The sequence below is a fragment of the Vibrio sp. Vb1729 genome, from assembly GCF_033338655.1.
Taxonomy (GTDB): Bacteria; Pseudomonadota; Gammaproteobacteria; order Enterobacterales; family Vibrionaceae; genus Vibrio; species Vibrio alginolyticus.
Window position 1 is genome coordinate 16096 of sequence record NZ_JAWOTB010000012.1, and the last position, 24171, is coordinate 40266.

Below are 24171 nucleotides of genomic sequence, written 5' to 3' on the forward strand. Positions count from 1 at the left end.
ACATGCAAAAACGCGCTTTATATTCCTTGGTTTTCTCTGCTCTTATTTTGGCAGGCTGTTCATCAACTAGCCAAAAAGAACAAGAAGGCCGTTACGAACTCGAATCCGATGTTGCACCGGATACACCGCTTTCAGTCGAACACATCGAGGATGCGCATCCTAAATATGAACCGTACAGCCTAGGTGGGAACAAAGATTACCACTTGCGTGGCAAAGACTACAAAATAGTTCGCAATGCGAAAGGCTTTAAAGAAAAAGGCCGCGCATCTTGGTATGGGAAAAAATTCCAAGGTCATTTGACTTCTAATGGCGAAATCTATGACATGTACTCAATGACGGCAGCGCATAAAACGCTACCGTTACCAAGTTACGTAAAAGTTACCAATACTGACAACGGCAAAACCACCATAGTACGAGTTAATGACCGAGGTCCTTTTCACGATGGCCGTATCATTGATTTAAGCTATGCCGCCGCGCACAAGTTAGATGTCATAAAAACAGGCACCGCGAACGTGGAAATTGAAGTGATCAGTATCAATCAGCCCACGGACAAAAAGTCATTAGAAGCGCACCCTAGGTACGTTATTCAAGTGGCATCATCAAAAAATGAAGAGCGCGCGCGAACTTTAGGTACCGAGCTTGGTCAAAAATTGGATACAGAAACTTTCCTAGAGAGTGCGAAAGAGTCTTATCGCTTGTTGTTAGGGCCATTTACTGACTATTCCCTGACGCAAGCCACACTAGATAAAGTAAAGTTGCTCGGCTATTCGTCTGCATTTATTAAAAAACACAACACTGCCAAATGACCTCGTGTCATGAATTTCTCTTTGATCCCCCTCTTACATAACTAGGGATTCTGATAAGATGTCTGCAGTTAACCCAAAAATTTGAATTACCATGAATAAAAATAAGTTTGTGAAATCTATTCTCGTTTCTTCGGTTGCCCTTTCTGCAACTTTCGCTCAATCTGCTCTTGCATCACCTATCGTTGTTCCAGATGCCCCTCAAATCGCGGCGAAGGGCTACGTGCTGATGGATTACCATTCAGGTAAAGTACTGGCAGAGAAAGAGATGAACACAAAATTGTCTCCAGCTAGTCTGACTAAGATGATGACCAGCTATGTAATCGGCCAAGAGCTAGCGCGTGGTAATATCTCAGAAGATGATGATGTCACCATCAGTAAAAATGCGTGGGCGAAAAACTTCCCTGATTCATCAAAGATGTTCATTGAAGTAGGCACAACAGTTAAAGTACGTGACCTGAACCGAGGTATCATCGTCCAGTCAGGTAACGATGCCTGTGTTGCGATGGCAGAACATATTGCAGGTTCAGAAGATGCATTTGTTGACCTAATGAACGCTTGGGCCAACACATTGGGTATGACTAACTCGCACTTTGCCAACGTTCATGGCTTAGATAACGCAGAATTGTACTCAACACCATACGACATGGCACTGCTAGGTAAAGCACTTATCCGTGACGTACCAAATGAGTACCGAGTGTACTCAGAGAAGAAATTTACTTACAACGGCATCACCCAATACAACCGTAACGGTCTACTTTGGGATAAGAGCATGAACGTTGACGGCATCAAAACGGGTCACACAAGTAATGCGGGTTACAGCCTAGTAAGTTCAGCAACTGAAGGTCAAATGCGCTTGGTTGCGGTCGTTATGGGTACTAAAGATGCCAATGCTCGTAAGTCAGAAAGCAAAAAGCTGCTAAGCTACGGCTTCCGTTTCTTCGAAACAGTGGCACCGCACAAAGCAGGTGAAACGTTCGTAGAAGAAAAAGTGTGGATGGGTAACAAAGACACCGTAGCACTGGGTCTTGACCAAGATACTTACGTAACACTACCGCGTGGTGAAGCGAAAAACCTAAAAGCAAGCTTCGTCCTTGAAAAAGAGCTAGAAGCCCCAATTAATAAAGGTGATGTAGTTGGTAAGCTATACTATCAGATCGATGGTGAAGATATTGCCGAGTACCCACTAATGGCACTAGAAACCGTAGAGCAAGGTAGTCTATTTAGCCGCATGTGGGATTACATCGTATTGTTATTCAAGAGCTTCTTCTAAAAAGAACGTTAGAGTAGCAAACTTATTCGCAAAGCCGCCTGAATGGGCGGCTTTTTAAGTTTGAGCTCCTCGTCTTGAGTTCCCCCTAATTTGACTGTACTATTTCGCACCGCAACGAATATCTACTGGAGTTATCGATATGCTAACCATCAACTCTGATGCAAAATTAAAAGACCTGCTTGAGTTCCCTTGTTCATTTACTTACAAGGTAATGGGTCATGCAAAGCCTGAACTTCCAGAGCTTGTTCTTGAAGTTATTCAGCGCCATGCTCCAGGTGACTACAGCCCGACCGTTAAACCAAGTGCTAAGGGCAACTACCACTCTGTGTCAATCAACATTACTGCAACCTCTATCGAGCAGGTCGAGACACTGTACAAAGAGTTAGGTGAAATTGACATCGTACGCATGGTTCTATAATTTTTTGATAGATTAAATTTTTTTTGAAAGCAGCCTTGGCTGCTTTCTTTTTATTTATCAAATAGATAACGAGGCTTTACATCACTTTCAGTTAAAAATCTGTTACGCAGCGGTAGAGCATCAGGGTTATCCGGTTTATAATCCAAAAACTTTATATATTAGCAACAGGAATTCCCATGCAACACCAACTTGTTGTAAAACGACTTGGCCGCCAAGACTATGAGCCTGTATGGAAGGCGATGCATGAGTTCACCGACCAACGCACAGAAGAAACCCGTGATGAAGTCTGGTTGGTAGAACATAACCCAGTATTTACGCAAGGACAGGCAGGTAAAGCTGAGCACTTGATTAACACTGGCGATATTCCTGTTGTACAAAGTGATCGCGGAGGTCAGGTTACGTATCATGGCCCTGGTCAGTTGGTCGCCTACTTCTTGATCAACCTACGCCGCAAAAAATTAGGTGTACGAGATCTCGTTACCACAATCGAGAACCTCGTGATCAACACGCTAAAAGCATACAATATTGACTCAGCCGCGCGACCTGACGCACCAGGTGTCTACGTTGCCGGTAAGAAAATATGCTCTCTCGGTTTACGCATTCGTAAAGGATGCTCGTTTCATGGTTTAGCCTTGAACGTAAATATGGATTTAACACCGTTTCTGCGTATTAACCCTTGTGGTTATGAAGGTATGGAAATGGTTCAGGTCAGCCAATTTGGCGGCCCAGACAATGTAGAAGCCGTAGAAAAACAATTAATAGAAGAACTCGTTACTTTGCTCGATTATGAGCAAGTAGAATTCAGCACAGAAGCACCTTCTCAAGGTAATAAAGCATGAGCAAACCAATCCAGATGGAAAAAGGCGTTAAATATCGTGACGCCGATAAAATGGCATTGATTCCCGTAAAGAACATGCCTACAGAGCAGAAAGAAGTGCTACGTAAGCCTGATTGGATGAAGATCAAGCTACCAGCCGACAGCCAACGAATTCAAGACATCAAAGCGGCGATGCGTAAGAATAAACTTCACTCCGTATGTGAAGAAGCATCTTGCCCGAACCTAGCGGAATGTTTTAACCACGGTACAGCAACCTTCATGATCTTAGGTGCTATTTGTACTCGTCGTTGTCCTTTCTGTGACGTTGCTCATGGCCGCCCATTACCACCGGAAGCAGAAGAGCCTCAAAAACTGGCGAAAACCATTGCCGATATGAAGCTGAAATACGTAGTAATCACTTCTGTTGACCGTGACGATCTGCGTGACGGCGGTGCACAACACTTTGCCGATTGTAACCGCGAGATCCGTGCGTTAAACCCGCATATTAAGATTGAAACACTGGTTCCTGACTTCCGTGGTCGCATGGATGTAGCGCTTGATCTAATGAAAGACAATCCGCCAGATGTCTTCAACCACAACTTAGAAACAGCGCCACGTCTTTACCGTAAAGCTCGCCCAGGTGCGAACTATAAATGGTCACTTGAGCTTCTTAAGAAGTTCAAAGAGCAGCATCCCGATGTACCGACCAAGTCTGGTTTGATGATGGGCCTTGGTGAAACCAAAGAAGAAATCATCGAAGTACTGAAAGATCTACGCGCACACGGCGTAACGATGCTGACTCTAGGCCAGTACCTAGCGCCAAGCCGTCACCACTTGCCAGTAGAACGTTACGTTCCACCATCAGAGTTTGACGAGCTAAAAGAAGTTGCACTAGAACTTGGCTTCACGCATGCAGCGTGTGGTCCATTTGTGCGCTCTTCTTACCATGCCGATATGCAAGCTCAAGGTATCGAGATTAAATAAGCTCTCGCTTGTTTTGAAAAGCTTGTTTTGAAAAGAAAGGTTGGCTCAGTGCCAACCTTTTTTGTATCTGGAAAATGATGATAAAAAGCCATTCTACCACTGTCATTCTGAACAGCGAGGAACGAGCGTGATTCAGAATCAGTTTTCAGAATACTGATGATTTTTAGGGAAACTCTGAGTAAAAGAGTGTGCCTCAACAAGATTCCTGATCTCGCCTAGGCTCGTCGGAATGACGTGGTTTGGATATATTGAAAAGGGACAGTGTTGGTAGCCATCCCCTTATCACACTCTCTCGCTATATCTCATTCCAAACGCCAGACAAACAAAAAGGCCCTCAAATGAGGACCTTTCATCAATCAAATAATCAAACCGAATCGCAGAAATAGAACGAGTTCGCCTGAGTTATTTTCAAAAAATGTTAGGCGTAAACTGGTAGACGCTTACAAATTTCTAGCACTTTCTGTTTAGTCGCTTCGATAACTTCTTCGTTGACGATGTTATCTAGAACGTCACACATCCAGTTTGCTAGCTCTTTTGCATCTTCTTCAGTGAAGCCACGGCGAGTGATCGCTGGCGTACCTACACGGATACCAGACGTTACGAATGGGCTGCGTGGGTCATTTGGTACTGAGTTCTTGTTTACAGTGATGTTTGCTGCACCTAGTGCCGCGTCTGCGTCTTTACCAGTGATATCTTTGTCGATTAGGTCAACAAGGAACAAGTGGTTTTCTGTACCGTTAGATACGATTTTGTAGCCACGCTCTTGGAACTGACCAACCATTGCTTTTGCGTTTTTCACTACGCGAGCTTGATAAGCTTTGAACTCTGGCTCCATCGCTTCTTTGAACGCTACTGCTTTACCAGCGATAACGTGCATTAGAGGGCCACCTTGACCACCAGGGAACACTGCTGAGTTCAATTTCTTGTACATATCTTCGCCAGCATTTGACAAGATAAGACCACCGCGAGGACCTGCTAGTGTTTTGTGCGTCGTTGTTGTTACCACGTGAGCATGCGGTACTGGTGTTGGGTATTCACCGGCAGCGATAAGACCAGCTACGTGCGCCATATCAACAAATAAGTAAGCACCTGCTTTGTCAGCGATTTCACGCATGCGTTTCCAATCAACGATTTGCGAGTAAGCAGAGAAACCACCGATGATCATCTTAGGTTTGTGTTCAAGTGCTAGCTGTTCCATCTCGTCGTAGTTGATTTGACCAGCTTCATCGATACCGTAAGGGATAACGTTGTAGTGCTTACCCGAGAAGTTTACTGGTGAACCGTGAGTTAGGTGACCACCGTGTGCTAGGCTCATGCCTAAAACTGTATCGCCAGGGTTAAGAAGCGCCATGTAAACTGCGCTGTTTGCTTGAGAACCTGAGTGAGGCTGTACGTTAGCGTACTCACAACCAAATAGTTGGCATGCACGCTCAATTGCTAGTGCTTCAGCTTTATCTACGTACTCACAACCGCCGTAGTAACGCTTACCTGGGTAGCCTTCAGCGTATTTGTTCGTTAGCTGAGAACCTTGCGCTTCCATTACACGTGGGCTTGTGTAGTTTTCAGAAGCGATAAGTTCAATGTGTTCTTCCTGGCGAAGAGTTTCTTCCTGGATAGCTGCGAACAGTTCCGCATCGTAATCTGCGATGTTCATATCACGCTTAAGCATCTGTATCTCCTGACTCAGATTAGTACTGAAAGTTGCAAAAAAACTGTTGAATGACCCGACGCAAACGTTTTCGTCACCCTAATGGCGCGCATTCTACATAATTTGATTTAGGTCATAAAGAGAAATTTACAATTTTTCTCATGCAGTTTTTTCATGATGACAAGCAATGTTTATCATGCCAGCATTGCAATCGCATAACGACAATCTATTGCCTGTCAAATTTGTGCTTTACACCCTGTAAAACAGCAATTACATAGGTTTACCGTAAATTTTACCCTCTAGCTACCGAAAAGATCATCTTTTTACTACTATGCACGCCTTATTTATCACTAATGACTGCAACATTGATGGAAAAACACTCATTAAAAGAAGACTGGATAGCGATTCTCACGGGTACCTTTTTAGTAGCTCAAGGCGTTTTCTTTCTCCAATCCGCTAACCTTCTAACGGGAGGCACGACTGGATTGGCTCTGCTTATTAGCCAATTTACACCTTTTACCTTTGGTGTGCTGTACTTTTTAGCAAACAGTCCTTTTTACTTACTAGCATGGAAACGCTTCGGCCGTCATTTCGCCATTAATAGTGCCATTTCTGGCGCGTTGGTTTCTATCTTTGCCGATCATCTTTATTTGCTAATCTCGCTCGAATCGGTAAATGAAGTTTATTGCGCCGTCGCAGGCGGGCTTTTAATGGGGCTCGGTATGCTGATCCTATTCCGACATCGCTCCAGCTTGGGTGGCTTTAACGTGCTGTGTTTGTTTATCCAAGACAAATTTGGCATTTCAGTTGGCAAAAGCCAAATGGCAATCGATGCATGTATCCTGTTTGCTTCATTCTTCTTTGTCACACCAGAAGTGATTGGCCTTTCAATTTTGGGGGCGTTTGCACTCAATCTCGTGTTAGCGATGAACCACAAACCGCACCGCTATTCCGTGACCTACGGTTCATAAATTTTTGATAATGATTGAAGTGCGATTTATAAGATTTCGCGCTCCCATCGCTATATAATACTTCGCGATTTCCAAATAGATCGGTACGGTATGCGCGACTTTCTGCAACAAGCTAAACAGACTCACAGTTGTATTGCGATTGGAGAGCTGATCTATAACCCGAAGACACAGACCCTTCATCAAGATGCTATCGCGATTGATCTTGAACCTCGCACCATTGAATTATTAGAACTGCTGCTAACAAGCGTGGGACATCCGCTCTCTGCCGATACCATTATCGAAACCATTTGGCAGAGCAAATTCATCTCTAAGAATGTACTCACTAACCGCATTAGCACCTTACGTGCGCTGCTACAACAGCATCTCCCCGAGTACGATGCGACTAAGCTCTTGGTCACTTATCCTCGCAAAGGTTACTTTCTAAACCCAGCGAATATCCGTTTAGTGCCACCAGAGAAAAACCATCGACGTGCTATTACAGCTCAAGTTGCGAACCGTAAAAACTTCAAGCTAATTTTTGCTTATAGCTTGTGTGCCATACTTGCGGTATGTAGCATGACACTCGCAAGCTTGTTATGGCAACGCCAAGAAATCTCAACACAGCAAACACGTCATCAACTACTGATTCCCAAAGTCGAGCTACTACTCAACCGTGTCGATTCAATCGGCTCTCAGGCGCGAAAATACCGCATACTGGTCAAAGCCATCTTGCTGCAACAACAGGTCGAATATCCATACACCGACATCGCCAACCAAGATGCTCCCAGTTACTTTCTTGATCCTATCGGTCATACGCCATATTTCCCTGGCGCACGAAACATGCAGACCAGCGACTACGAGCTCAATATCGAGTTAAAAGACGGCGCAGAGCAAGGCATCTTGAAAGCGCAGATGAACCTTATTTATCCTGCGACGGGCAAGCTGGCGTTTCGCAATGAGTACACACTGCGTTTATCTGACCTACAATCGGATATTTTCCAAATGCACTCGGATGTCGCGCAATACTTCAATCTGCCTGCACCTTCGGCAAGTACGTGGCAGCTTTCGGGTGTTCACAAAAAAATGTTATTCGAGAATGCCTTTTCTAGCCAACCTCTCCGACAATCTGATGAGTTTGCGGCTATCACAACGGCAAGACATCTCGCCTTATACGAGCACGAACATCAAAAGCTGGAAGCGTATTTAACTCAAGTACAATCGTCGTTTGATGTTTTGCCAGATGAGCTGAGCCTCTGGTTAGGTCTATTGCATTTCAAATTAGGTAACTTAGACAGGGCAAAAGCTCTGTTAACGACACCAGATGGCGACTCACGCATCCAAAACGCACTGATTTATACCTTTGTGTCTCACATTGCTTATAAGCAGAACAAACTTGAACAGTTCCGTCTCAACTACATGGAATCACTGGTGGCGCTGCTGCGCGTTTTACCTTCCGAAACCTTGTTTGAACGTCTTTCTCAATCTGAATCAAAAGAGACTTGCCTCCAACCGTGGAAAACGTTGCATGTTAGTGTGACCGATCAAGAAATCATAAGCCGATGGAAAGCGCTCATTAACGAGTATTGCACTAACGTAGCCAACGAAATAACCCCAAATAAAACAAAGACCTAAATATAAAATTAAGCTTTCATTAACCCCTGTTAGCTTTTGTTTTTTGCCCTTTTTCTCTCACTGAACTTAGCATGCTCGCATTCAAGCAACGGCCCAACATGAAACGGCCTTATCAATCAGGAATGTAAACCATGCTAAACAAAATGACGCTTATCGCAGCAGCAACTCTGGCTCTTTACGGCTGTGGCGGAGGTTCGTCTTCTGGCAGTGCGAATCCAAACAAAGTGCCTCAAGAAAGTTTCGACGTCTCGATTCACAACTCAATCTTCGCTCCCACGCCAAGCACACAGCTAAACTACGCATTTAGCTTGGATGGCCAACCAGAAGGCGACATGAAACTGAGCTTCCAAGCGATGGGTCGCGAGCAAATATTGGCAGCATTGGCACAAATCCCAAACAGCGAGGCAATGGTCCAGTTGGTTAATGACTTGGTGAACTACGGCGCCGAACAGTTCTACTATTCAGACGAGCAGTACAACGACGACGAAGAGAGCAATACGCTTTACTTTGCAGGATCAGATGGTGCACTCCATGAAATCACTGACGCTTATTTCATTGGTCATCAGTTTATTGCCATGCTTATGCACAGCAGTCCGATTTTCCGCCTAAACGGTGACGACGTAAAAGAGAAAAGCCCGAATATTGACATCGGTGAAGAAACTATGTCTCTGCAAACCACTCTTACAGGCTACGCAGTTCACAACCTTCTAGACCGTTTTGAAGATCATGAGTGGGTACAAAACCTTCCTATGACAGCATCTTGCCAAGTGGTTTGGCAACAGCAAATCCGAGAGACTGGTGTGCGTAAAGCGTTCTCGATCTCAGGCAAGAAAATTGAAGCGGCATACCTGATGGAAGAGAACATCTACAACCTAAACTGTGATGATATGGAATCAATGGAGTTCGCCACTTCGGCAGAACGTTGGTTTAATCCGAGCTTAGGTCTGATTGAACAAATTGAACTGCTGAAAGTACAACAAGTACAAATCAATGAAGAGAAAGTGCAGCTAACAGCGATTGAAACAAAATAAGCTAGGATATCTCAATAAAAGAAGGCTTTGGGGAGCACACCAAAGCCTTCATCTCGAACATCAACCTTAGGGGGTGATGACACCCGAGTTTATTCTTCTATCAATAAAATACGAGTTTCGTAAGGTCGTAACACTTGATGGTTTGACGCGACTGCGCTCGCTGAGTTTTGATAGTTAGATAGCAAGTTTTTCGCTTTACTCATATCAAAACGTTCTGGCAGAACGCATTCCACCTCTTCTGCGTAGTAGTTATTGATACACAGCAGCGTTTGCTTATCGTTCTGACGAGCGTAAGCGAAAATACGTTTGTGCTCTGGCAGCAGGTCCTCGTAACGGCCATCGGTGATAACTGGAACCTGTTTACGCAGTTCAATCAGACGCTTGTAAAAGTAGAACACCGAGTTCAAATCGGCAACCGCAGCTTCAGCATTGATTTCAGAGTAATTCTGCGCCACTTCAAGCCACGGCGTGCCCTCAGTAAAGCCCGCGTGTTTTGCACTGTTCCATTGCATTGGTGTACGTGAGTTATCACGCGACTTCTGTGCCAAGATCGCCATCATATCGTCATGAGATACACCATCACGGTTGACCATGATGTCGTACATGTTAGTACTTTCAACATCACGATATTGGCTGATTTCGGTATAACCCGGGTTGGTCATGCCGATCTCTTCCCCCTGGTAAACATAAGGTGTGCCTTGCATCATGTGCACTGATGCCGCAAGCATCTTGGCAGATTCAACACGGTATTGCTCGTCGTTACCTAATCGGCTCACAACGCGTGGCTGGTCGTGGTTACACCAGAACAGCGCCCCCCACCCTTTGCCATTTAAGCCCGTTTGCCAATGATTGAAGATCTGTTTTAACTGAATGAAATCAAACGGCGCTTTGGTCCATTTTTCACCATTTGGATAATCGACTTTCAGATGATGGAAGTTGAACACCATGGATAGCTCTTTGCCGTCTAGCGAAGAATATTGCTGGCAGTGATCTAGTGTGGTGGAAGACATTTCACCCACTGTTACGCTGCCGTATTTTTGAAACACAGATTCGCTAATCTCTTGAAGGTATTCGTGCACACGTGGACCATCCGTGTAGAAACGACGACCATCACCAATATCGTCACTTGGAAAATCTTGCTGCTTGGAAATCAGGTTGATAACGTCGAGACGGAAACCATCGACACCTTTGTCTGCCCAGAAGCTGATGACTTCTTTCACTTCTTCACGCACTACTGGGTTTTCCCAGTTTAAGTCCGCTTGCTCTTTAGCAAAAAGGTGCAAATAGTACTGGCCTGTTTTTTCATCCAGCGCCCAAGCGTTACCACCAAACTTAGATTGCCAGTTGTTTGGTTCTACACCATCTACCGGATCTTTCCAAATGTAGTAATCACGGTATGGGCTGTTTTTATCACCCAGTGCGGATTGGAACCACTTGTGTTCTGTCGACGTGTGGTTCACTACAATGTCCATGATAATACGAATGCCCAACTGATGCGCTTCTGCTAGCAAAGTATCGAAATCTTCCATAGTGCCGAACTCAGGGTTGATCGAGTAGTAATCGGATATGTCATAACCGTTGTCGATCATTGGTGATTGGTAAACCGGCGTCAGCCAAATCGCATCCACACCAAGATGCTTAAGATAATCCAGCTTAGAAATGATCCCTTTGATGTCGCCCGTGCCTTTACTGCCACTGTCACAAAAGCTTTTTGGGTAAATTTGATAGATGGTTGCGGTTTTCCACCAGCTCTCATCATGCTTGGTCATAGCCATTTCTAACACTCACTTACCAGTAATCGGAAACTTAAAATTTGAAAAGAAAAATAGGAGGAGGCAGCCAAGTCACTGCCTCAAATAGAATTACGCGTTTGCAGGCTCAAGCTCACCTTTGGCTTGTGCACGCTTATAAAGAATTAACGTTAATGCAGCAGGTACCAGCATTGCGACTAACATAGCCAAAGCAAAAATGCCCCAGAACTGCGGTTGGATAGATAAGATGCCCGGCAAACCGCCCACACCGATACCGTTCGCCATTACGCCCGCACTACCACAAATAGCAGCAGCACACGCACTACCGATCATCGCGCTCAGCATTGGGAACTTGTATTTCAAGTTGATGCCGTACATCGCCGGCTCGGTCACACCAAGGTAAGCAGAGATAGCCGCAGGTACTGAGATATCACGCTCGCCATGTTTTTTACTGATGATAATGATGCCGACGACCGCAGACGCTTGAGCAATATTTGAAAGCGCAATCAGAGGCCAAATTGGCGTGCCGCCTAGCTCTTGCATTAATTGAAGGTCAACCGCGTTGGTGGTGTGGTGAATACCAGTAATGACCAATGGCGCGTATAGGAAGCCGAAGATGGTTGAGCCAATCATTGCGAAGTCACCCGTCATGGCTGCTTTTGCTGCGAAAGCAACGCCGTCACCCAACATACGACCGAATGGACCAATGATAGAGTGCGCAAGAATCACAGACACAATGATTGAGACAAACGGCACGACCACTAGGTAAAGGTAAGACGGAATGATGCGTTTTAAGTTGGTTTCAATAAACGCCAGAGCCATACCAGCAAGCATTGCTGGAATCACTTGCGCCTGATAGCCCACTTTTTCGATGGCGAATAAGCCAAAATCCCACACTTCGGGTACTTGCTTACCAATCAGGTAGGCGTTCATCAACTGCGGCGAAACCAATGTTACACCAAGCGTGATACCCAGAATCGGAGTACCGCCGAGCTTTTTCACTGTCGACCAACACACGCCAACTGGTAGGAAGAAGAAGATCGCCTCACCAATCAGCCATAAGAAAGAGTGTACCGTTGCCCAAAACTGGCTGATTTCCGTTAGCGTTTGACCATCAAACATCTTGATGTCGCCAATCACGTTACGGAAACCAAGGATCAGACCACCGGTGATGATCGCTGGTAGCAGTGGTACAAAGATTTCTGCAAGGTGGGAAATACCACGCTCAACGATATTCATGTTTTGACGAGCAGCGTTCTTCGCTTCGTCTTTGCTGGCTTCACTTTTACCCGTCAGTCCGATCAGTACCTTGTAAACTTCATCCACTTCAGTACCGATAACCACTTGGAACTGGCCTGCGTTGGTAAAACAGCCCTTCACCATCGGTAATGTTTCTAACTGTTTCGTATCTGCTTTGTCCGTATCATTTAGAACAAAACGCAAGCGAGTTAAACAGTGACTTACACTGGCAATATTGTCCGGCCCCCCGACCAGCTCAATAAGACGCTCCACGTCTTTACGCGCAATCTTACTCATAACTTTGTCCACCCTGTATTGGATACATTCGATTCATCATTTTGTTTTTATAAATGGGAACATTCCCATTTCTTAATTTTAATATTGCCATTCGAAGACAAAAAACAAAATGGGAACAGTCCCATTAATTGAGAATGATCACAGTATAATTTTAGAGCAGATCGTTTTAGTGTGGATTAACAAACGATAGGCTGTTGAGTAAAGTGAACCACTTCCTCATCGCCATTTAATTGATTGATCAGCATGTTAGCGGACTTCTCACCTGCAAGGGTATAACCTGGGTCGACACTAAATACTTTAGGGAAAAGGAAAGAGAGCAATTCATTACCTCCAACACCTGTCACAACCACGTCTTCACGTCCTAACTCTTGAAGACGCTTAATCACGCCCAACGCGATGGTGTCACTGGCGCACACGATGGCCTGAGTGTCAGATTGAAGGACTTTGTCTACCAACTGATAAGCACTTTCATGGCTCAGCTTACCCGTCTGGAAACAAGGTGTAATTTGTTTGCGTTGACACCAAGCTTTATAAGCATTTAGACGAGCTAAGCCAGTGGTTTTGTCTTCAGGGTCAACACCAATATAAGCAATGCGAGATAAAGATTGCTGCTCAAGATGAGACAAAGCCATGTCTATCACACCTTGGTTGTCGTAGTTGATCGAAGAAACCATTTGCGTGTCCATCGCGATCACGACGATACGATTCCCCCACTCCGCCAATGCTCGCTCATCACATCCAGTAAAGCCAAACACGATCACCCCATCGACGTTGCGACGTTTAAGCACATCCAAATGTTCATTGGTTTTATCGCGATCGAATTGGCTCTCCATGATCACCGCATCATAACCAGCGGAATACAAAGCATTGAGCATTGTACCAACGGCGCGATTTTCTGATGGTGAATCTAAACGGGAGATGATAACCCCAATAACTTTTTGGCGGCCGCCACGCATTGATTGCGCAGATTTGGACGGCACATAACCAGATTCACGAATGATTTGCTCAACCTTCTCTCGCGTTTGCGGTTTTACCTTGGGATCATTGGTAAGCACACGGCTGACCGTCGATTTGCCCACGCCAGCCAATTTCGCGATATCAAGAATGGTGAGTTTTTTGCTCATAAGTGTTCAGACTAAAAGAAGGAATCAAACAAAAGGGAAGCAGCGGCTTCCCTTATCTCAGTCAGTAATGAAGATTACTTGTTTAAGTACGCAGGCACATCTGCAATGCTATCTAATACTACCGTTGCAATGGCTTCGCCCTGTTCCGTTACTGGCTTACCAGTGCGAACCAAAATCTTAGTGCCAACGCCTGCCGCTTCTGCTGCCATCATGTCTTCAGCTTTATCGCCGATCATCACAGATTTCTCCATGTCGATCTTCAAGAAGTCACGCGCAGAAATGAACATGCCTGGTTTTGGCTTACGGCACTCACAATCTTGCTTGTACTCGCCAATGCCATGTTCTGGATGATGTGGACAGTAATAGATACCATCGAACTCAACACCATTATCAGCAAAGTTCCAATCCATCCATTGAGTCAGAGACAAGAAACGGTCTTCACTGAATTTACCGCGTGCGATGCCCGATTGATTCGTCACTAACACTAGAAGGTAGCCTTTATCTTTTAGCGCTTTCGTCGCTTCAAATACACCATCAATGTACTCAAAATCATGTTCGTCATGAACGTAGCCGTGGTCAACGTTTATCACGCCATCACGATCGATAAAAACAGCAGGTTTTGCCAAAACGTATTTCTCTATTAACTCGGTTTAATCAGATTATTACATACCTTATAAACTTCAACACTATCTAATTCATTCTAGGCCTCGACAAAACGGTTGATTTGTTGGGCAAGAATCGGTAAATCTGAGGGTGCCCCGCCGTCTACCTCCTGCTTGTTATCTATACATCTTCGTTTTAAAACAGAACATCCATACATTTAGACGTCTAGACGTAAAAATATCTATTGACTTCATTCTGCTTAACCCATAGCATCAACTGAAAATTGAGATAAAGCTCAACATTAAGTTCTGTCAAAGGCCGTTTTTGACAGCGAAGTTCCCCGTATCTTTGGGCAGGTTGAAACATGATAGAAATAAAAAACGTCAATAAAGTGTTCTACCAAGGCAGTAAGGAAATCCTTGCCCTGAAAGACATTAACCTACACATCGACAAAGGCACCATCTTTGGTGTTATCGGTTCATCAGGTGCTGGTAAAAGTACGCTGATTCGCTGCGTAAACATGTTAGAAGCGCCGACCTCTGGTTCCATCATCGTTGATGGTGTGGATCTAACCAAACTCAGCAAAAAACAACTAGTCGAAACACGCCGTAACATTGGCATGATCTTCCAGCACTTTAACCTGCTTTCGTCTCGTACTGTGTTTGATAATGTAGCACTGCCACTAGAACTGGCAGGTAAAGACAAATCGCAAATCACAACAAAAGTAACTGAGTTGCTAAAGCTTGTAGGCTTAGCCGACAAACACGAGAGCTACCCATCTAACTTAAGTGGCGGCCAAAAACAGCGTGTGGCAATTGCTCGTGCATTGGCATCCGATCCTAGCGTGCTGCTTTGTGATGAGGCCACTAGTGCGCTAGACCCGGCAACAACTCAATCTATCCTTGAGTTATTGAAAGAGATCAACCGCAAACTCAACATCACGATTTTACTTATCACTCACGAAATGGAAGTCGTAAAAAGTATCTGTCACGAAGTAGCAATCATCGGTGGTGGTGAGCTGGTGGAAAAAGGCACCGTTGGCGATATTTTTGCGCACCCTAAGACAGAGCTAGCGCACCAATTCATTCGCTCAACGCTGGATCTTTCCATTCCTGAAGATTACCAAGCTCGTCTGCAAGCAGAGCGTGTTGATGGCAGCTACCCGTTGGTTCGCTTAGAGTTTACTGGCGCAACCGTCGATGCACCGTTAATGTCGCAAATTTCTCGTAAATACAATATTGATGTGAGTATTTTGAGTTCCGACCTTGATTACGCTGGTGGCGTGAAATTCGGCATGATGGTCGCAGAGCTATTTGGTAACGAAGAAGATGACAACGCAGCTCTTGAATACCTGCGTAAGCACAACGTAAAAGTAGAGGTACTTGGTTATGTCCTTTAATACGATTTCTGAATGGCTGAGCTTAAACAGCAAACTACTTTTAGGTGCAACGTGGGAAACGCTTTACATGGTTGCGGTTGCCGGATTAGTCGGCTTTGCTGTGGGTATTCCATTAGGCGTAATCCTCCATATTACTAAGAAAGGCGGCCTACTTGAAAACACCAAACTAAATAGCGGCTTAGGCGCTATCGTTAACATTGGTCGCTCAGTGCCATTCCTCGTACTGATGGTTGCGATTATTCCAGTGACAAAAATGCTGGTTGGAACCTTTATCGGCACAACCGCAGCAATCGTCCCACTGACTATTGGCGCCATTCCTTTTGTCGCTCGTCTCATTGAAGGTGCTTTATTAGAAGTACCGACAGGCTTGGTGGAAGCAGCGCAGTCAATGGGGGCGACACCAACACAGATCATCACAAAAGTTCTACTACCTGAAGCAATGCCGACTATTGTTAACTCAGTAACGATTACGTTGGTCACTCTCGTTAGCTACTCAGCTATGGCGGGTACGGTAGGCGGCGGCGGCCTAGGCGACGTAGCCATTCGTTACGGTTTCCACCGCTACGATGTAACTATCATGGCCGTGACTGTCGTGATGTTGATTGTTCTAGTACAGATTATTCAGTCTATCGGCGACGCAGTGGTGCGCCGTGTAGACCACAGATAAGCATCAAAAATACAAATTATAAGGAGATAAAGATGAAATTTAGCCTTAAAGGTCTTTTGACTGTAGCAACGGCCGCCTCTGCTCTTGCTCTAGCGGGTTGCGGCGACAAAGAAGTAGACGTAAACAAAGTAAAAGTTGGCGTTATTGCTGGTGCTGAAGCACAAGTAGCCGAAGTTGCCGCTAAAGTAGCAAAAGAGAAATACAACCTAGATGTTGAGCTAGTAACATTTACCGATTACGTAACACCAAACGCCGCTCTGGATGATGGTTCAGTAGACGCGAATGCGTTCCAGCACAAACCATACCTAGACCAACAAGTGAAAGACCGCGGCTACAAACTGGCTATCGCGGGTAACTCATTCGTTTACCCTATTGCTGGTTACTCAAAGCAAGTAAAATCAATTGATGAAATTCAAGATGGCGCACGCATCGCAGTACCAAACGACCCAACTAACCTAGGTCGCTCACTACTGCTTCTTGAGCAGCAAGGTTTAATTACGCTACGTGATGGCGTTGGTCTACTCGCTACAGTACGTGACATCGTAGGCAACCCTAAAAATATCGAAATCATTGAACTAGAAGCCCCACAGCTTCCACGTTCACTGGATGACGTAACGCTATCTATCATCAACACCACTTACGCAAGCTCTATCGACCTATCGCCAGAGCGTGACGGCGTGTTCGTTGAAGATAAAGACTCACCATACGTAAACCTAATTGTCGCTCGCGAAGAAAATGTTAATGCGCAAAACGTACAAAACTTCGTAAAAGCTTACCAAACGGAAGAAGTTTACGAAGCGGCAAAAGAGCTGTTCAAAGGCGGTGTTGTGAAAGGTTGGTAATCCCACTTTTCAAAACATGACTGAAAACAACGTTCTAAACATAAACGTTCTAAACACAAAAGGGCTGATGTGAAAACATCAGCCCTTTCTATTTGTCTATCTACCCATTTAAGTAGCTTCAATTCGCTACTTAAGATGGTCCCAAGAGATATTCGACACGATTCGGCAGTCATCACACTTAAAATGAAATATGTCATGTAGTGGCTCATCGAGTAGCCACTCGCCATCGCATTTTGGACACTTGCGCGCTTTCTCGCTCTCCAGCGACTGACCTCCGACACGATACTGGTAATAGTACGTAGGGATCTTCGTGATGTATTCGATACGGCCACGTAAGTCCCAACCTCGGCGAAACAGCACACTATCCACATCGCAAATTTCGTGCAGCGCCGCATGTTCCGCTCGGCAACCCCCTGCCATTTGGATTTCATCACACGCTTGCCACTCAGTCTGCCACTTAATGACGGCTTTATGGTCTCCATTAAGTGTTGGCTCATTGCGATACAAAGGAATTGGCAACAGGGTTTCACCACTTCGCAAAGGCGAACACGTATGAACATAAGTCGTGTACAACACTTGCCAGCTAGGTGTCTCTTCTTCGGCTGCTTGTTCTGAATTCAAATCACGCCCCAGCATACGCATTTTCGGAGCAAGCAAAGACGCATCCGACAAACGGTTCATGCACACTTTGACGAAATCTGAGTGATAACGTGGATGCAAGCTGTCTTGTTCTGGGCAAACAACACGAACGAAAAATTCACCTTCTCCCATCACTATCGGGAATTCACGACCTAATACTTGGCCGTTGTAACGCAGAGCATCCATCAAGCCATTAATGGCTTTGTCTACCGCGCTGACGGTGGTGTTATCAAAACACTCAAACTGCAACTCAACAACATACATACTTAGACGGCAGCCTCTAACTTATTCAAGAACTCAACCAATGAATCTGCCAATACATCACGTTTAGAGGTGCCCAAACGCTCTAGAATCACATTGCCAGTGAGGTTACAAATAGAAATCACATCCATTTCCTCATCTGTCGCTGCGATAAATACTGTTGGTTTAAGTTTCAAGCGGCGCTGCGTCACCAAATGACCAAGAATATTTTCTTGTAGACGCACGAAATCGTCATCGCTCCACACTTGCAGCAGCGTCAACGAATTACCTTGCCAAGTTGCCTCCATATCGGCGCAGTATTGAGAACCATAAAAGGCTTTAACATCATCTTGCAGTGACAACTCAATCGCATTTTCCACATTGGTGAAATCGGCCATTTCATCACGTGCGACCGCTTTCCAAAGCACCTTTCCATCACGCTTCTCTTCGACACAAGGAGAAACAAGCTCTGCAAGCTCTTCACTGCTTGGCAACTCATTGTGCTTAGCTTGCCAAGCTTGTTGGTAGCGCAGGCTGAACTCTTGTAGCGCCTGAGTAACGTTTTGGGTCATGAAGGTCTCCTCATTCCTTATTTATCAGATAGCCGTACTTGCCGGATGGCAATTGACCAGCGGATTCAGTAAAATTCTCGCCATTCTAATCGAAAACGACCACAAAGTATGAGCAAATATTCTGACGCTAAAGAGCTTGCTGGCCTAACACTAGGTAAAACGACCGAGTATGCGAACCAGTATGACCCAAGCTTGCTGCAACCAGTCCCTCGCAGCCTGAACCGAGATGACCTTCAGTTAGGCGATACTCTGCCTTTCATGGGGCACGACATTTGGACGCTGTATGAACTGTCTTGGTTAAATAGTAAAGGTTTACCACAAGTGGCCGTTGGCGAAGTATACATTCCAGCCACCAGCGCAAACTTGATTGAATCGAAGTCTTTCAAACTGTACTTAAACAGCTATAACCAAACCCGCTTTGCAAGCTGGGAAGAAGTGACTGAGCGTTTAACACAAGACCTTTCTGAATGCGCAGGTGAAAAGGTGCTGGTTGAGGTGAATCCAGTGACCCACTATACCAATCAACCTATCGTAACAATGGACGGTGAATGTATTGATGACCAAGACATTAACATCACCAGTTACGATTTCGATGCCGATTTGCTTGAAGGTGCAGCAGGTGAAGTACAAGTTGAAGAGGTGCTACATAGCCACCTATTGAAATCAAACTGTTTGATCACTAACCAGCCAGACTGGGGCAGCGTAGAAATTCGCTACCAAGGCGCAAAAATAGATCGTGAGAAGCTGTTACGTTACTTAGTGTCTTTCCGCGAGCACAATGAGTTCCACGAACAGTGTGTAGAGCGTATTTTTACGGATCTAATGAAATACTGCCAACCAAGCAAACTGACCGTATTTGCCCGCTATACGCGCCGTGGAGGCTTGGATATCAACCCTTACCGCTCAACGGAACAAGATAAGCCAGCTCACAATCACCGTATGGCTCGTCAGTAAGCGCATAGGCAACAGAAATAAGTTCGGCAATCTAAAGGGTTGCCGGACGTTTTTATTGTCCAAGCATGTTACTATATCAAATGGCTTCAACCCGCATTTAAACGGCTAATTGAGGCTTTTCGCCGTTATCGCCATATCTAAAAACAGTTCGAGGGAACGAAAGGATGTTTTGGGACAGTTCGCGTCTATTCAAGTTGATTGGCTTTCTTTGCTTGCTGTTTGTACAGCCACTTCATGCTACCATTTTATCGTCCGCGTTACTCAACGAAGCACAACAATTGGCGGAAATAGAGCCATCACAAGCAAAACAAGCGGCAACCAACTATTTGTCACAGCGTGAGCTAACAGAACGCAAAGAAAGTGACAGCCCTTCAGCCATGTCTCGCGACGAAACAGATCGTAGCGTTCGCACACCAAGCAGCACCATCGAAGCGCACAAGATTATCGCTCAGGCAGATTACGCCATGGGTAATGTTCGTTCGGCTATCGAGCACCTAAATAAAGCGGAACGCTTAGCGCAAGAATATCAATTGCCGTACATGGACTTAGATCTCCAGCTGATGCGCAACCAAATGATTTGGATGTACGACGAAAACTACTCAAAAGCGGAAGACACGCTTAACCAAATTGAACAACAGCTCGATGAAGCCGATGCCGTATTACAACGCACCGACAGCGTTCGCTACCGACTAGTGATGCAAAGAGCACTCCTCGCTTCACATAGTGGCGATATCATTAAAGCGGAAAACTTGTACTCTGAAGCAAAGACCATGCTTGACGATAGCCGCTCTGAGTTAGCCTTGATCGACTACTACACAGCCGTCGGCGAGTTTTACCTCAATAGCAAGAAATACAATTTGGCTTTGTCAGAGCTGCTATACGGTTATTGGCAATCTATTGAAAGTAACAGTGGTGCAAGATTAGCAAAAGTGAATCGCCTTTTGGCTAGGCTCTTCCAGGAGCGACGAGTGTACGACAAAGCGATCGAATACTTATCTCAAGCCGCAGATTTTTATGACTCTTACCCTAGCTCTCCGATCCTAGCGGACGTCCTAGAGCAAATGGGCGACATCTACTTTTATCAGGGTAAGTTTAACCTTGCGTTAGTGCATTACTTCAACGTGCTTGACCATGAAAGTACCAGTAAGAACATCAATAGAATCATTAAAATTCGCTTAAGCTTGGCGGCTACCTACCTACAACTCTATAACTACGCGCTAGCAGAGCAGTACTTAGACCGCTCTAAAGAGCTTTTAGAATACACCAATATTCCTAAGCTTGAAGCAAAGGCTGCCCTGCTTCAGTCAGGTCTGGCTTATCATCAAAATGACAGTAAAGACGTCATTACTAATGCTAAGCTGGCGTTAGCACTTGCTGAAAAGTCACCTGAAAATAACAACTTCATTAAGCAGCAGTCATACCGTTTACTTGGGTTGGGTTACGAGCAGGCAGGCGAATACAAACTTTCTCTGCAAGCTTATAAAAAATACACCAACCTCGTTCGTCTAGAACAAAAGCAGCTTAACCAAATCAGTGAGGATGCGTTCCGTCAGCAAAAAGAATTTGCCGAACAAACCATCCATTACATCGGTCAATCAGAACGCTTAGAGCAAGTGGAAAGAGAGCATCGTAAATTCCAGAAAATCTCATTTGCATTGTTTATTACTGTCTTGGTCATGTTTTTGTTCATTATGCGCCGTGGTGTCATTATGCAGCGCCAAGCAAGTGAAATCGAAAAACTGCGTAACGACCTCTTCACCCACTCTCGCTCTCGTTTACGTAACTTGCGTATGCTGAATGTTAAGCTTTCTCGCTCATTGAAAAAGTCGAGCGAAACTTTCGAGCAATGGCAAATGGGTGAACTGATCCACGAACCACTTAATGATCGCCTACGCTTTGTTATGATCGATTTGCCATTCTTACGAAGCATGTACGTCCATAACGGCTATAAGGCAGGTCTAGAACTAGAACGGGCATTTGGCGACTTCCTTGCGGAAAAAATAGAAAAACCGTCGCGTCTTTACCATTTCTCAGATGCGAACTTACTCTACATAGAACCGAACGCTGACCGTGATGCTTCTGCCGAAGTCATGTTCGAAAAATTCCAGACTTGGGTGGATGAGTTCGCACAGCAGCACAACGTCAATCGTATTATTCGTATGGGCATCAGCGATTATCCGTTCTTACCCCGAGCCTACACTGCAATTAACGATGAGGAATTACTCGATCTGTTATTGCTTGCTACTCACATCGCACGAGAAGTCAGCTTGAAGGATAAGCAAAGCCACTGGGTGTTCTTAAAAGCCATCGATAATGCGCCTGCTGCTAGCTTTGCAACAGGTAACATAAGAACTGCCTGTCAACATGCCATTAGCCAAGGCCTGATCAAGATCCATTCGTCCTACAAGAATGAGGACGACATCAAGAAAATATTAAAAAATGGATAATTAAACGCCTGTTGAACGTAATAACTAATGACGCTATAAAGTTTTTTGTTATTATCAGATAATTGTCAGTAGTACATGGACTTAACCGTAGTCACTTCATGGGAATCTTGGAATCCGATATTCAGTCGCAGCTGCATCAGCTGAGTTGTCAACTTGACCAACTCAGACTGACTCATCGTGATACTTCACTCAAATTCAAACGTGAACAACAAGTTCTTAAACGCGTTGTGGCATCATTGTCTTCAGCTTGCCAGGGTTCGAACACTCAGGTATCCAACTACCTATTTGAAATCCAACAAGAGCTGCAACATCAAAAAGATATCAGCACTCTTATCCCGCGTTTAGCGGTATTAGAGAGGATGCTCAAACAGCAGTCGAAGACGATGGATAAACAGAACGGTTACCTTGACGAACAAATCAAGCACAGTGGTGAAACACTGCAACGTGTCACTGGCTTACCTGCGCAGTTAAAACGTGAACTACGGAACCTGATGAGTTTCTCTGAAGTTCACGCCAGCAATAAAGCTGATCAAGCCACTAAGCTACTGAGTATTTACGAACGCGCTCTGAAAATCATTACGTCTAATTCACGTCTACATCTTAGTGAATTTGAAAACAATCCTGACAGATCTCAACTTGAATGCTTGGCCAGCGACCTTCAACATACTATTACAGAGCTGGATTTCGAGGGAGAATCAGGCGATAGATTGCTGGATATTCGCGCTAAGTTGCTCCTTGGCGTGAGTGCCGAGTCTCTCATTGAGCTTACGCTCTCAACGCTGAAATTGGTTGTCGAAGCAACAAAGTTCGAGCGCGAGGCGTCTAGCCAATTCCTTGATCAGCTGAACACTTCTCTCGCAAGTAACCTAAAAACCGTTCATCAGAACGTCGACCAGCATCATACCTACTTTGAACACCGCCAAGAGCTCAACACAGAAATGAACAGCTTGGTTGAATTAAGCCAAAAGTCACTTAATCAAGCTCAAGATATCGCGGTTGTGAAAAAAGAAATCACGCCTCTTCTCGAAAAAATGGCGTCGCTGACAGAGCGACTGAAAATGACGGAAGAGCGAGAGCAAGCGCTGCAAGAGCGGTTAAGTTACAGTAAGAACCAACTCGAAGCGGTATTTGAAACTACGCAAGATTATCGTCGACGCTTAGATGACCAAGCTCAGCGTATGTTGCTCGACCCGCTGACTAAAGTTTATAACCGCACTGCATTTAACGATCGACTAGAGCTAGAGTATCGCCGTTGGATTCGCTCTCAGCAAAACCTTCGTGTTGTGCTATTTGATGTAGACAACTTCAAAGCGGTGAATGATAGCTATGGTTATACGGCTGGCGATAAAGCGCTGAAGATCATCGCTCGTACTATTAACAAGCGCGTATCAGAAACGGAAACAGTGGCTCGCTTTGGTGGCGAGGAGTTTATTCTACTCGTCCCGGAACAATCTGAAGAATACACACTGGATCTGATTAAGCATATCCAGCGTGATATTAGCCAATTACCCTTTAAGTTCCGTGAGCAAAATATCATGATTACCTTAGCTGCTGTATCGACGTCTTTCAAAGAGTCCGATACGCCAGAGTATGTGCTCGATCGTCTTGGCAAGATGCTTGCGGACGCTAAAAAACGTGGAACAAACCAGCTTAACTGGAGCTAAGATTCGTACAAAAAGCGAGCAAACAAACCAAATTTGGTGCAATCTACGCTTTATAACCACCCATTTTCAACGAGTTATCACATTTCTTCCCTTTTAGTCTGCTAAGCTGTAAAAACCCAAGTCACTTCAAGATGATGTATTTATAAAAGGCAAATGTATCATCTTGAGGTTGCTTGG

Annotated in this window: 21 protein-coding genes; 14 read left to right on the top strand and 7 right to left on the bottom strand. The window is 45.0% G+C overall.

Annotated elements, in window-relative coordinates; translation table 11 throughout:
• Positions 1-2 precede the first annotated feature (2 nt).
• From R7E29_RS08505 to lipA, 5 genes are all read left to right on the top strand, one after another.
• On the top strand, positions 3-806 hold the full coding sequence (locus tag R7E29_RS08505; protein ID WP_017635670.1) for a septal ring lytic transglycosylase RlpA family protein: 804 nt from the start codon (positions 3-5) through the stop codon (positions 804-806).
• Between the two features lie 91 nt (positions 807-897).
• Positions 898-2076 (top strand): serine hydrolase, encoded by a 1179-nt coding sequence (locus R7E29_RS08510; protein WP_005384132.1) that lies wholly within the window; start codon positions 898-900, stop codon positions 2074-2076.
• Positions 2077-2215: 139 nt separating this feature from the next.
• Positions 2216-2494, top strand: a complete 279-nt coding sequence (ybeD, locus tag R7E29_RS08515; RefSeq protein WP_005384135.1) for a DUF493 family protein YbeD — start codon at positions 2216-2218, stop codon at positions 2492-2494.
• A gap of 176 nt (positions 2495-2670) precedes the next feature.
• Positions 2671-3333, top strand: a complete 663-nt coding sequence (gene lipB / locus R7E29_RS08520) for a lipoyl(octanoyl) transferase LipB (RefSeq protein ID WP_005384137.1) — start codon at positions 2671-2673, stop codon at positions 3331-3333.
• On the top strand, positions 3330-4295 hold the full coding sequence (gene lipA, locus R7E29_RS08525; protein WP_005391329.1) for a lipoyl synthase: 966 nt from the start codon (positions 3330-3332) through the stop codon (positions 4293-4295). Before lipB ends, lipA begins: the two co-directional genes overlap by 4 nt.
• A 418-nt stretch (positions 4296-4713) precedes the next feature.
• Here lipA and glyA read toward each other — a convergent pair whose 3' ends face one another.
• On the bottom strand, positions 4714-5964 hold the full coding sequence (gene glyA, locus R7E29_RS08530) for a serine hydroxymethyltransferase (RefSeq protein WP_054576931.1): 1251 nt from the start codon (positions 5962-5964) through the stop codon (positions 4714-4716).
• A gap of 347 nt (positions 5965-6311) precedes the next feature.
• On the opposite strand from glyA, the gene R7E29_RS08535 reads away from it, so the two are divergent.
• The 3 genes from R7E29_RS08535 to R7E29_RS08545 all read left to right on the top strand — a co-directional run bounded on the left by R7E29_RS08535 (position 6312) and on the right by R7E29_RS08545 (position 9556).
• Positions 6312-6914: a YitT family protein gene (locus R7E29_RS08535; RefSeq protein WP_017635671.1), complete on the top strand. Its 603-nt coding sequence runs from the start codon at positions 6312-6314 to the stop codon at positions 6912-6914.
• A gap of 90 nt (positions 6915-7004) precedes the next feature.
• Entirely contained in the window at positions 7005-8525 is a 1521-nt protein-coding gene (locus R7E29_RS08540) for a transcriptional regulator (protein WP_005381956.1), read from the top strand.
• 131 nt (positions 8526-8656) lie between these two features.
• Positions 8657-9556, top strand: coding sequence for a hypothetical protein (locus R7E29_RS08545; protein WP_054576932.1), 900 nt, complete (start codon positions 8657-8659; stop codon positions 9554-9556).
• A gap of 89 nt (positions 9557-9645) precedes the next feature.
• Here the strand turns inward: R7E29_RS08545 and treC are convergent, their stop codons facing one another.
• The 4 genes from treC to gmhB all read right to left on the bottom strand — a co-directional run bounded on the left by treC (position 9646) and on the right by gmhB (position 14593).
• Complete coding sequence (treC, locus tag R7E29_RS08550) at positions 9646-11331, bottom strand: alpha,alpha-phosphotrehalase (RefSeq protein ID WP_054576933.1); 1686 nt, start codon at positions 11329-11331, stop codon at positions 9646-9648.
• Positions 11332-11418: 87 nt separating this feature from the next.
• On the bottom strand, positions 11419-12843 hold the full coding sequence (gene treB, locus R7E29_RS08555) for a PTS trehalose transporter subunit IIBC (RefSeq protein WP_005383602.1): 1425 nt from the start codon (positions 12841-12843) through the stop codon (positions 11419-11421).
• 176 nt (positions 12844-13019) lie between these two features.
• A complete protein-coding gene (treR, locus tag R7E29_RS08560; RefSeq protein ID WP_054576934.1) occupies positions 13020-13967 on the bottom strand; it encodes a trehalose operon repressor TreR in 948 nt (315 codons plus the stop codon).
• 74 nt (positions 13968-14041) lie between these two features.
• The gene (gene gmhB / locus R7E29_RS08565) at positions 14042-14593 is read right to left on the bottom strand and encodes a D-glycero-beta-D-manno-heptose 1,7-bisphosphate 7-phosphatase (protein WP_005381961.1); all 552 of its coding nucleotides are present in this window, start codon (positions 14591-14593) and stop codon (positions 14042-14044) included.
• A 341-nt stretch (positions 14594-14934) separates the two neighbouring features.
• Between gmhB and metN the strand changes: the two genes are divergently transcribed.
• The 3 genes from metN to R7E29_RS08580 are packed head-to-tail and all read left to right on the top strand — an operon-like array spanning position 14935 to position 17478.
• Positions 14935-15969 carry a methionine ABC transporter ATP-binding protein MetN gene (gene metN, locus R7E29_RS08570; protein WP_005381962.1) on the top strand — a complete coding sequence of 345 codons (1035 nt, stop codon included), beginning with the start codon at positions 14935-14937 and terminating at the stop codon, positions 15967-15969.
• Positions 15959-16636, top strand: a complete 678-nt coding sequence (locus R7E29_RS08575) for a methionine ABC transporter permease (protein ID WP_005383604.1) — start codon at positions 15959-15961, stop codon at positions 16634-16636. The genes metN and R7E29_RS08575 overlap by 11 nt, the downstream gene beginning before the upstream one ends.
• A gap of 32 nt (positions 16637-16668) precedes the next feature.
• Positions 16669-17478 carry a MetQ/NlpA family lipoprotein gene (locus tag R7E29_RS08580; protein WP_005381966.1) on the top strand — a complete coding sequence of 270 codons (810 nt, stop codon included), beginning with the start codon at positions 16669-16671 and terminating at the stop codon, positions 17476-17478.
• 126 nt (positions 17479-17604) lie between these two features.
• Here the strand turns inward: R7E29_RS08580 and R7E29_RS08585 are convergent, their stop codons facing one another.
• Both R7E29_RS08585 and syd read right to left on the bottom strand, forming a co-directional pair.
• Complete coding sequence (locus R7E29_RS08585) at positions 17605-18381, bottom strand: Zn-ribbon-containing protein (protein WP_005383605.1); 777 nt, start codon at positions 18379-18381, stop codon at positions 17605-17607.
• Positions 18382-18383: 2 nt separating this feature from the next.
• Complete coding sequence (gene syd, locus R7E29_RS08590) at positions 18384-18929, bottom strand: SecY-interacting protein (RefSeq protein WP_005381970.1); 546 nt, start codon at positions 18927-18929, stop codon at positions 18384-18386.
• Between the two features lie 108 nt (positions 18930-19037).
• Between syd and queF the strand changes: the two genes are divergently transcribed.
• The 3 genes from queF (at position 19038) to R7E29_RS08605 (ending at position 23994) form a co-directional block, all read left to right on the top strand.
• Positions 19038-19883 (top strand): NADPH-dependent 7-cyano-7-deazaguanine reductase QueF, encoded by an 846-nt coding sequence (gene queF / locus R7E29_RS08595; protein WP_005383608.1) that lies wholly within the window; start codon positions 19038-19040, stop codon positions 19881-19883.
• Positions 19884-20047: 164 nt separating this feature from the next.
• Entirely contained in the window at positions 20048-22330 is a 2283-nt protein-coding gene (locus R7E29_RS08600; RefSeq protein ID WP_017635678.1) for a tetratricopeptide repeat protein, read from the top strand.
• 98 nt (positions 22331-22428) lie between these two features.
• A complete protein-coding gene (locus R7E29_RS08605) occupies positions 22429-23994 on the top strand; it encodes a sensor domain-containing diguanylate cyclase (RefSeq protein ID WP_005381978.1) in 1566 nt (521 codons plus the stop codon).
• Positions 23995-24171 lie beyond the last annotated feature (177 nt).

Coding starts and splice junctions, on each gene's coding strand:
- R7E29_RS08505 (WP_017635670.1), top strand. CDS start 3: ATGCAAAAACGCGCTTTATATTCCTTGGTTTTCTCTGCTCTTATTTTG.
- R7E29_RS08510 (WP_005384132.1), top strand. CDS start 898: ATGAATAAAAATAAGTTTGTGAAATCTATTCTCGTTTCTTCGGTTGCC.
- ybeD (WP_005384135.1), top strand. CDS start 2,216: ATGCTAACCATCAACTCTGATGCAAAATTAAAAGACCTGCTTGAGTTC.
- lipB (WP_005384137.1), top strand. CDS start 2,671: ATGCAACACCAACTTGTTGTAAAACGACTTGGCCGCCAAGACTATGAG.
- lipA (WP_005391329.1), top strand. CDS start 3,330: ATGAGCAAACCAATCCAGATGGAAAAAGGCGTTAAATATCGTGACGCC.
- glyA (WP_054576931.1), bottom strand. CDS start 5,964: ATGCTTAAGCGTGATATGAACATCGCAGATTACGATGCGGAACTGTTC.
- R7E29_RS08535 (WP_017635671.1), top strand. CDS start 6,312: ATGGAAAAACACTCATTAAAAGAAGACTGGATAGCGATTCTCACGGGT.
- R7E29_RS08540 (WP_005381956.1), top strand. CDS start 7,005: ATGCGCGACTTTCTGCAACAAGCTAAACAGACTCACAGTTGTATTGCG.
- R7E29_RS08545 (WP_054576932.1), top strand. CDS start 8,657: ATGCTAAACAAAATGACGCTTATCGCAGCAGCAACTCTGGCTCTTTAC.
- treC (WP_054576933.1), bottom strand. CDS start 11,331: ATGGCTATGACCAAGCATGATGAGAGCTGGTGGAAAACCGCAACCATC.
- treB (WP_005383602.1), bottom strand. CDS start 12,843: ATGAGTAAGATTGCGCGTAAAGACGTGGAGCGTCTTATTGAGCTGGTC.
- treR (WP_054576934.1), bottom strand. CDS start 13,967: ATGAGCAAAAAACTCACCATTCTTGATATCGCGAAATTGGCTGGCGTG.
- metN (WP_005381962.1), top strand. CDS start 14,935: ATGATAGAAATAAAAAACGTCAATAAAGTGTTCTACCAAGGCAGTAAG.
- R7E29_RS08575 (WP_005383604.1), top strand. CDS start 15,959: ATGTCCTTTAATACGATTTCTGAATGGCTGAGCTTAAACAGCAAACTA.
- R7E29_RS08580 (WP_005381966.1), top strand. CDS start 16,669: ATGAAATTTAGCCTTAAAGGTCTTTTGACTGTAGCAACGGCCGCCTCT.
- R7E29_RS08585 (WP_005383605.1), bottom strand. CDS start 18,381: ATGTATGTTGTTGAGTTGCAGTTTGAGTGTTTTGATAACACCACCGTC.
- syd (WP_005381970.1), bottom strand. CDS start 18,929: ATGACCCAAAACGTTACTCAGGCGCTACAAGAGTTCAGCCTGCGCTAC.
- queF (WP_005383608.1), top strand. CDS start 19,038: ATGAGCAAATATTCTGACGCTAAAGAGCTTGCTGGCCTAACACTAGGT.
- R7E29_RS08600 (WP_017635678.1), top strand. CDS start 20,048: ATGTTTTGGGACAGTTCGCGTCTATTCAAGTTGATTGGCTTTCTTTGC.
- R7E29_RS08605 (WP_005381978.1), top strand. CDS start 22,429: ATGGGAATCTTGGAATCCGATATTCAGTCGCAGCTGCATCAGCTGAGT.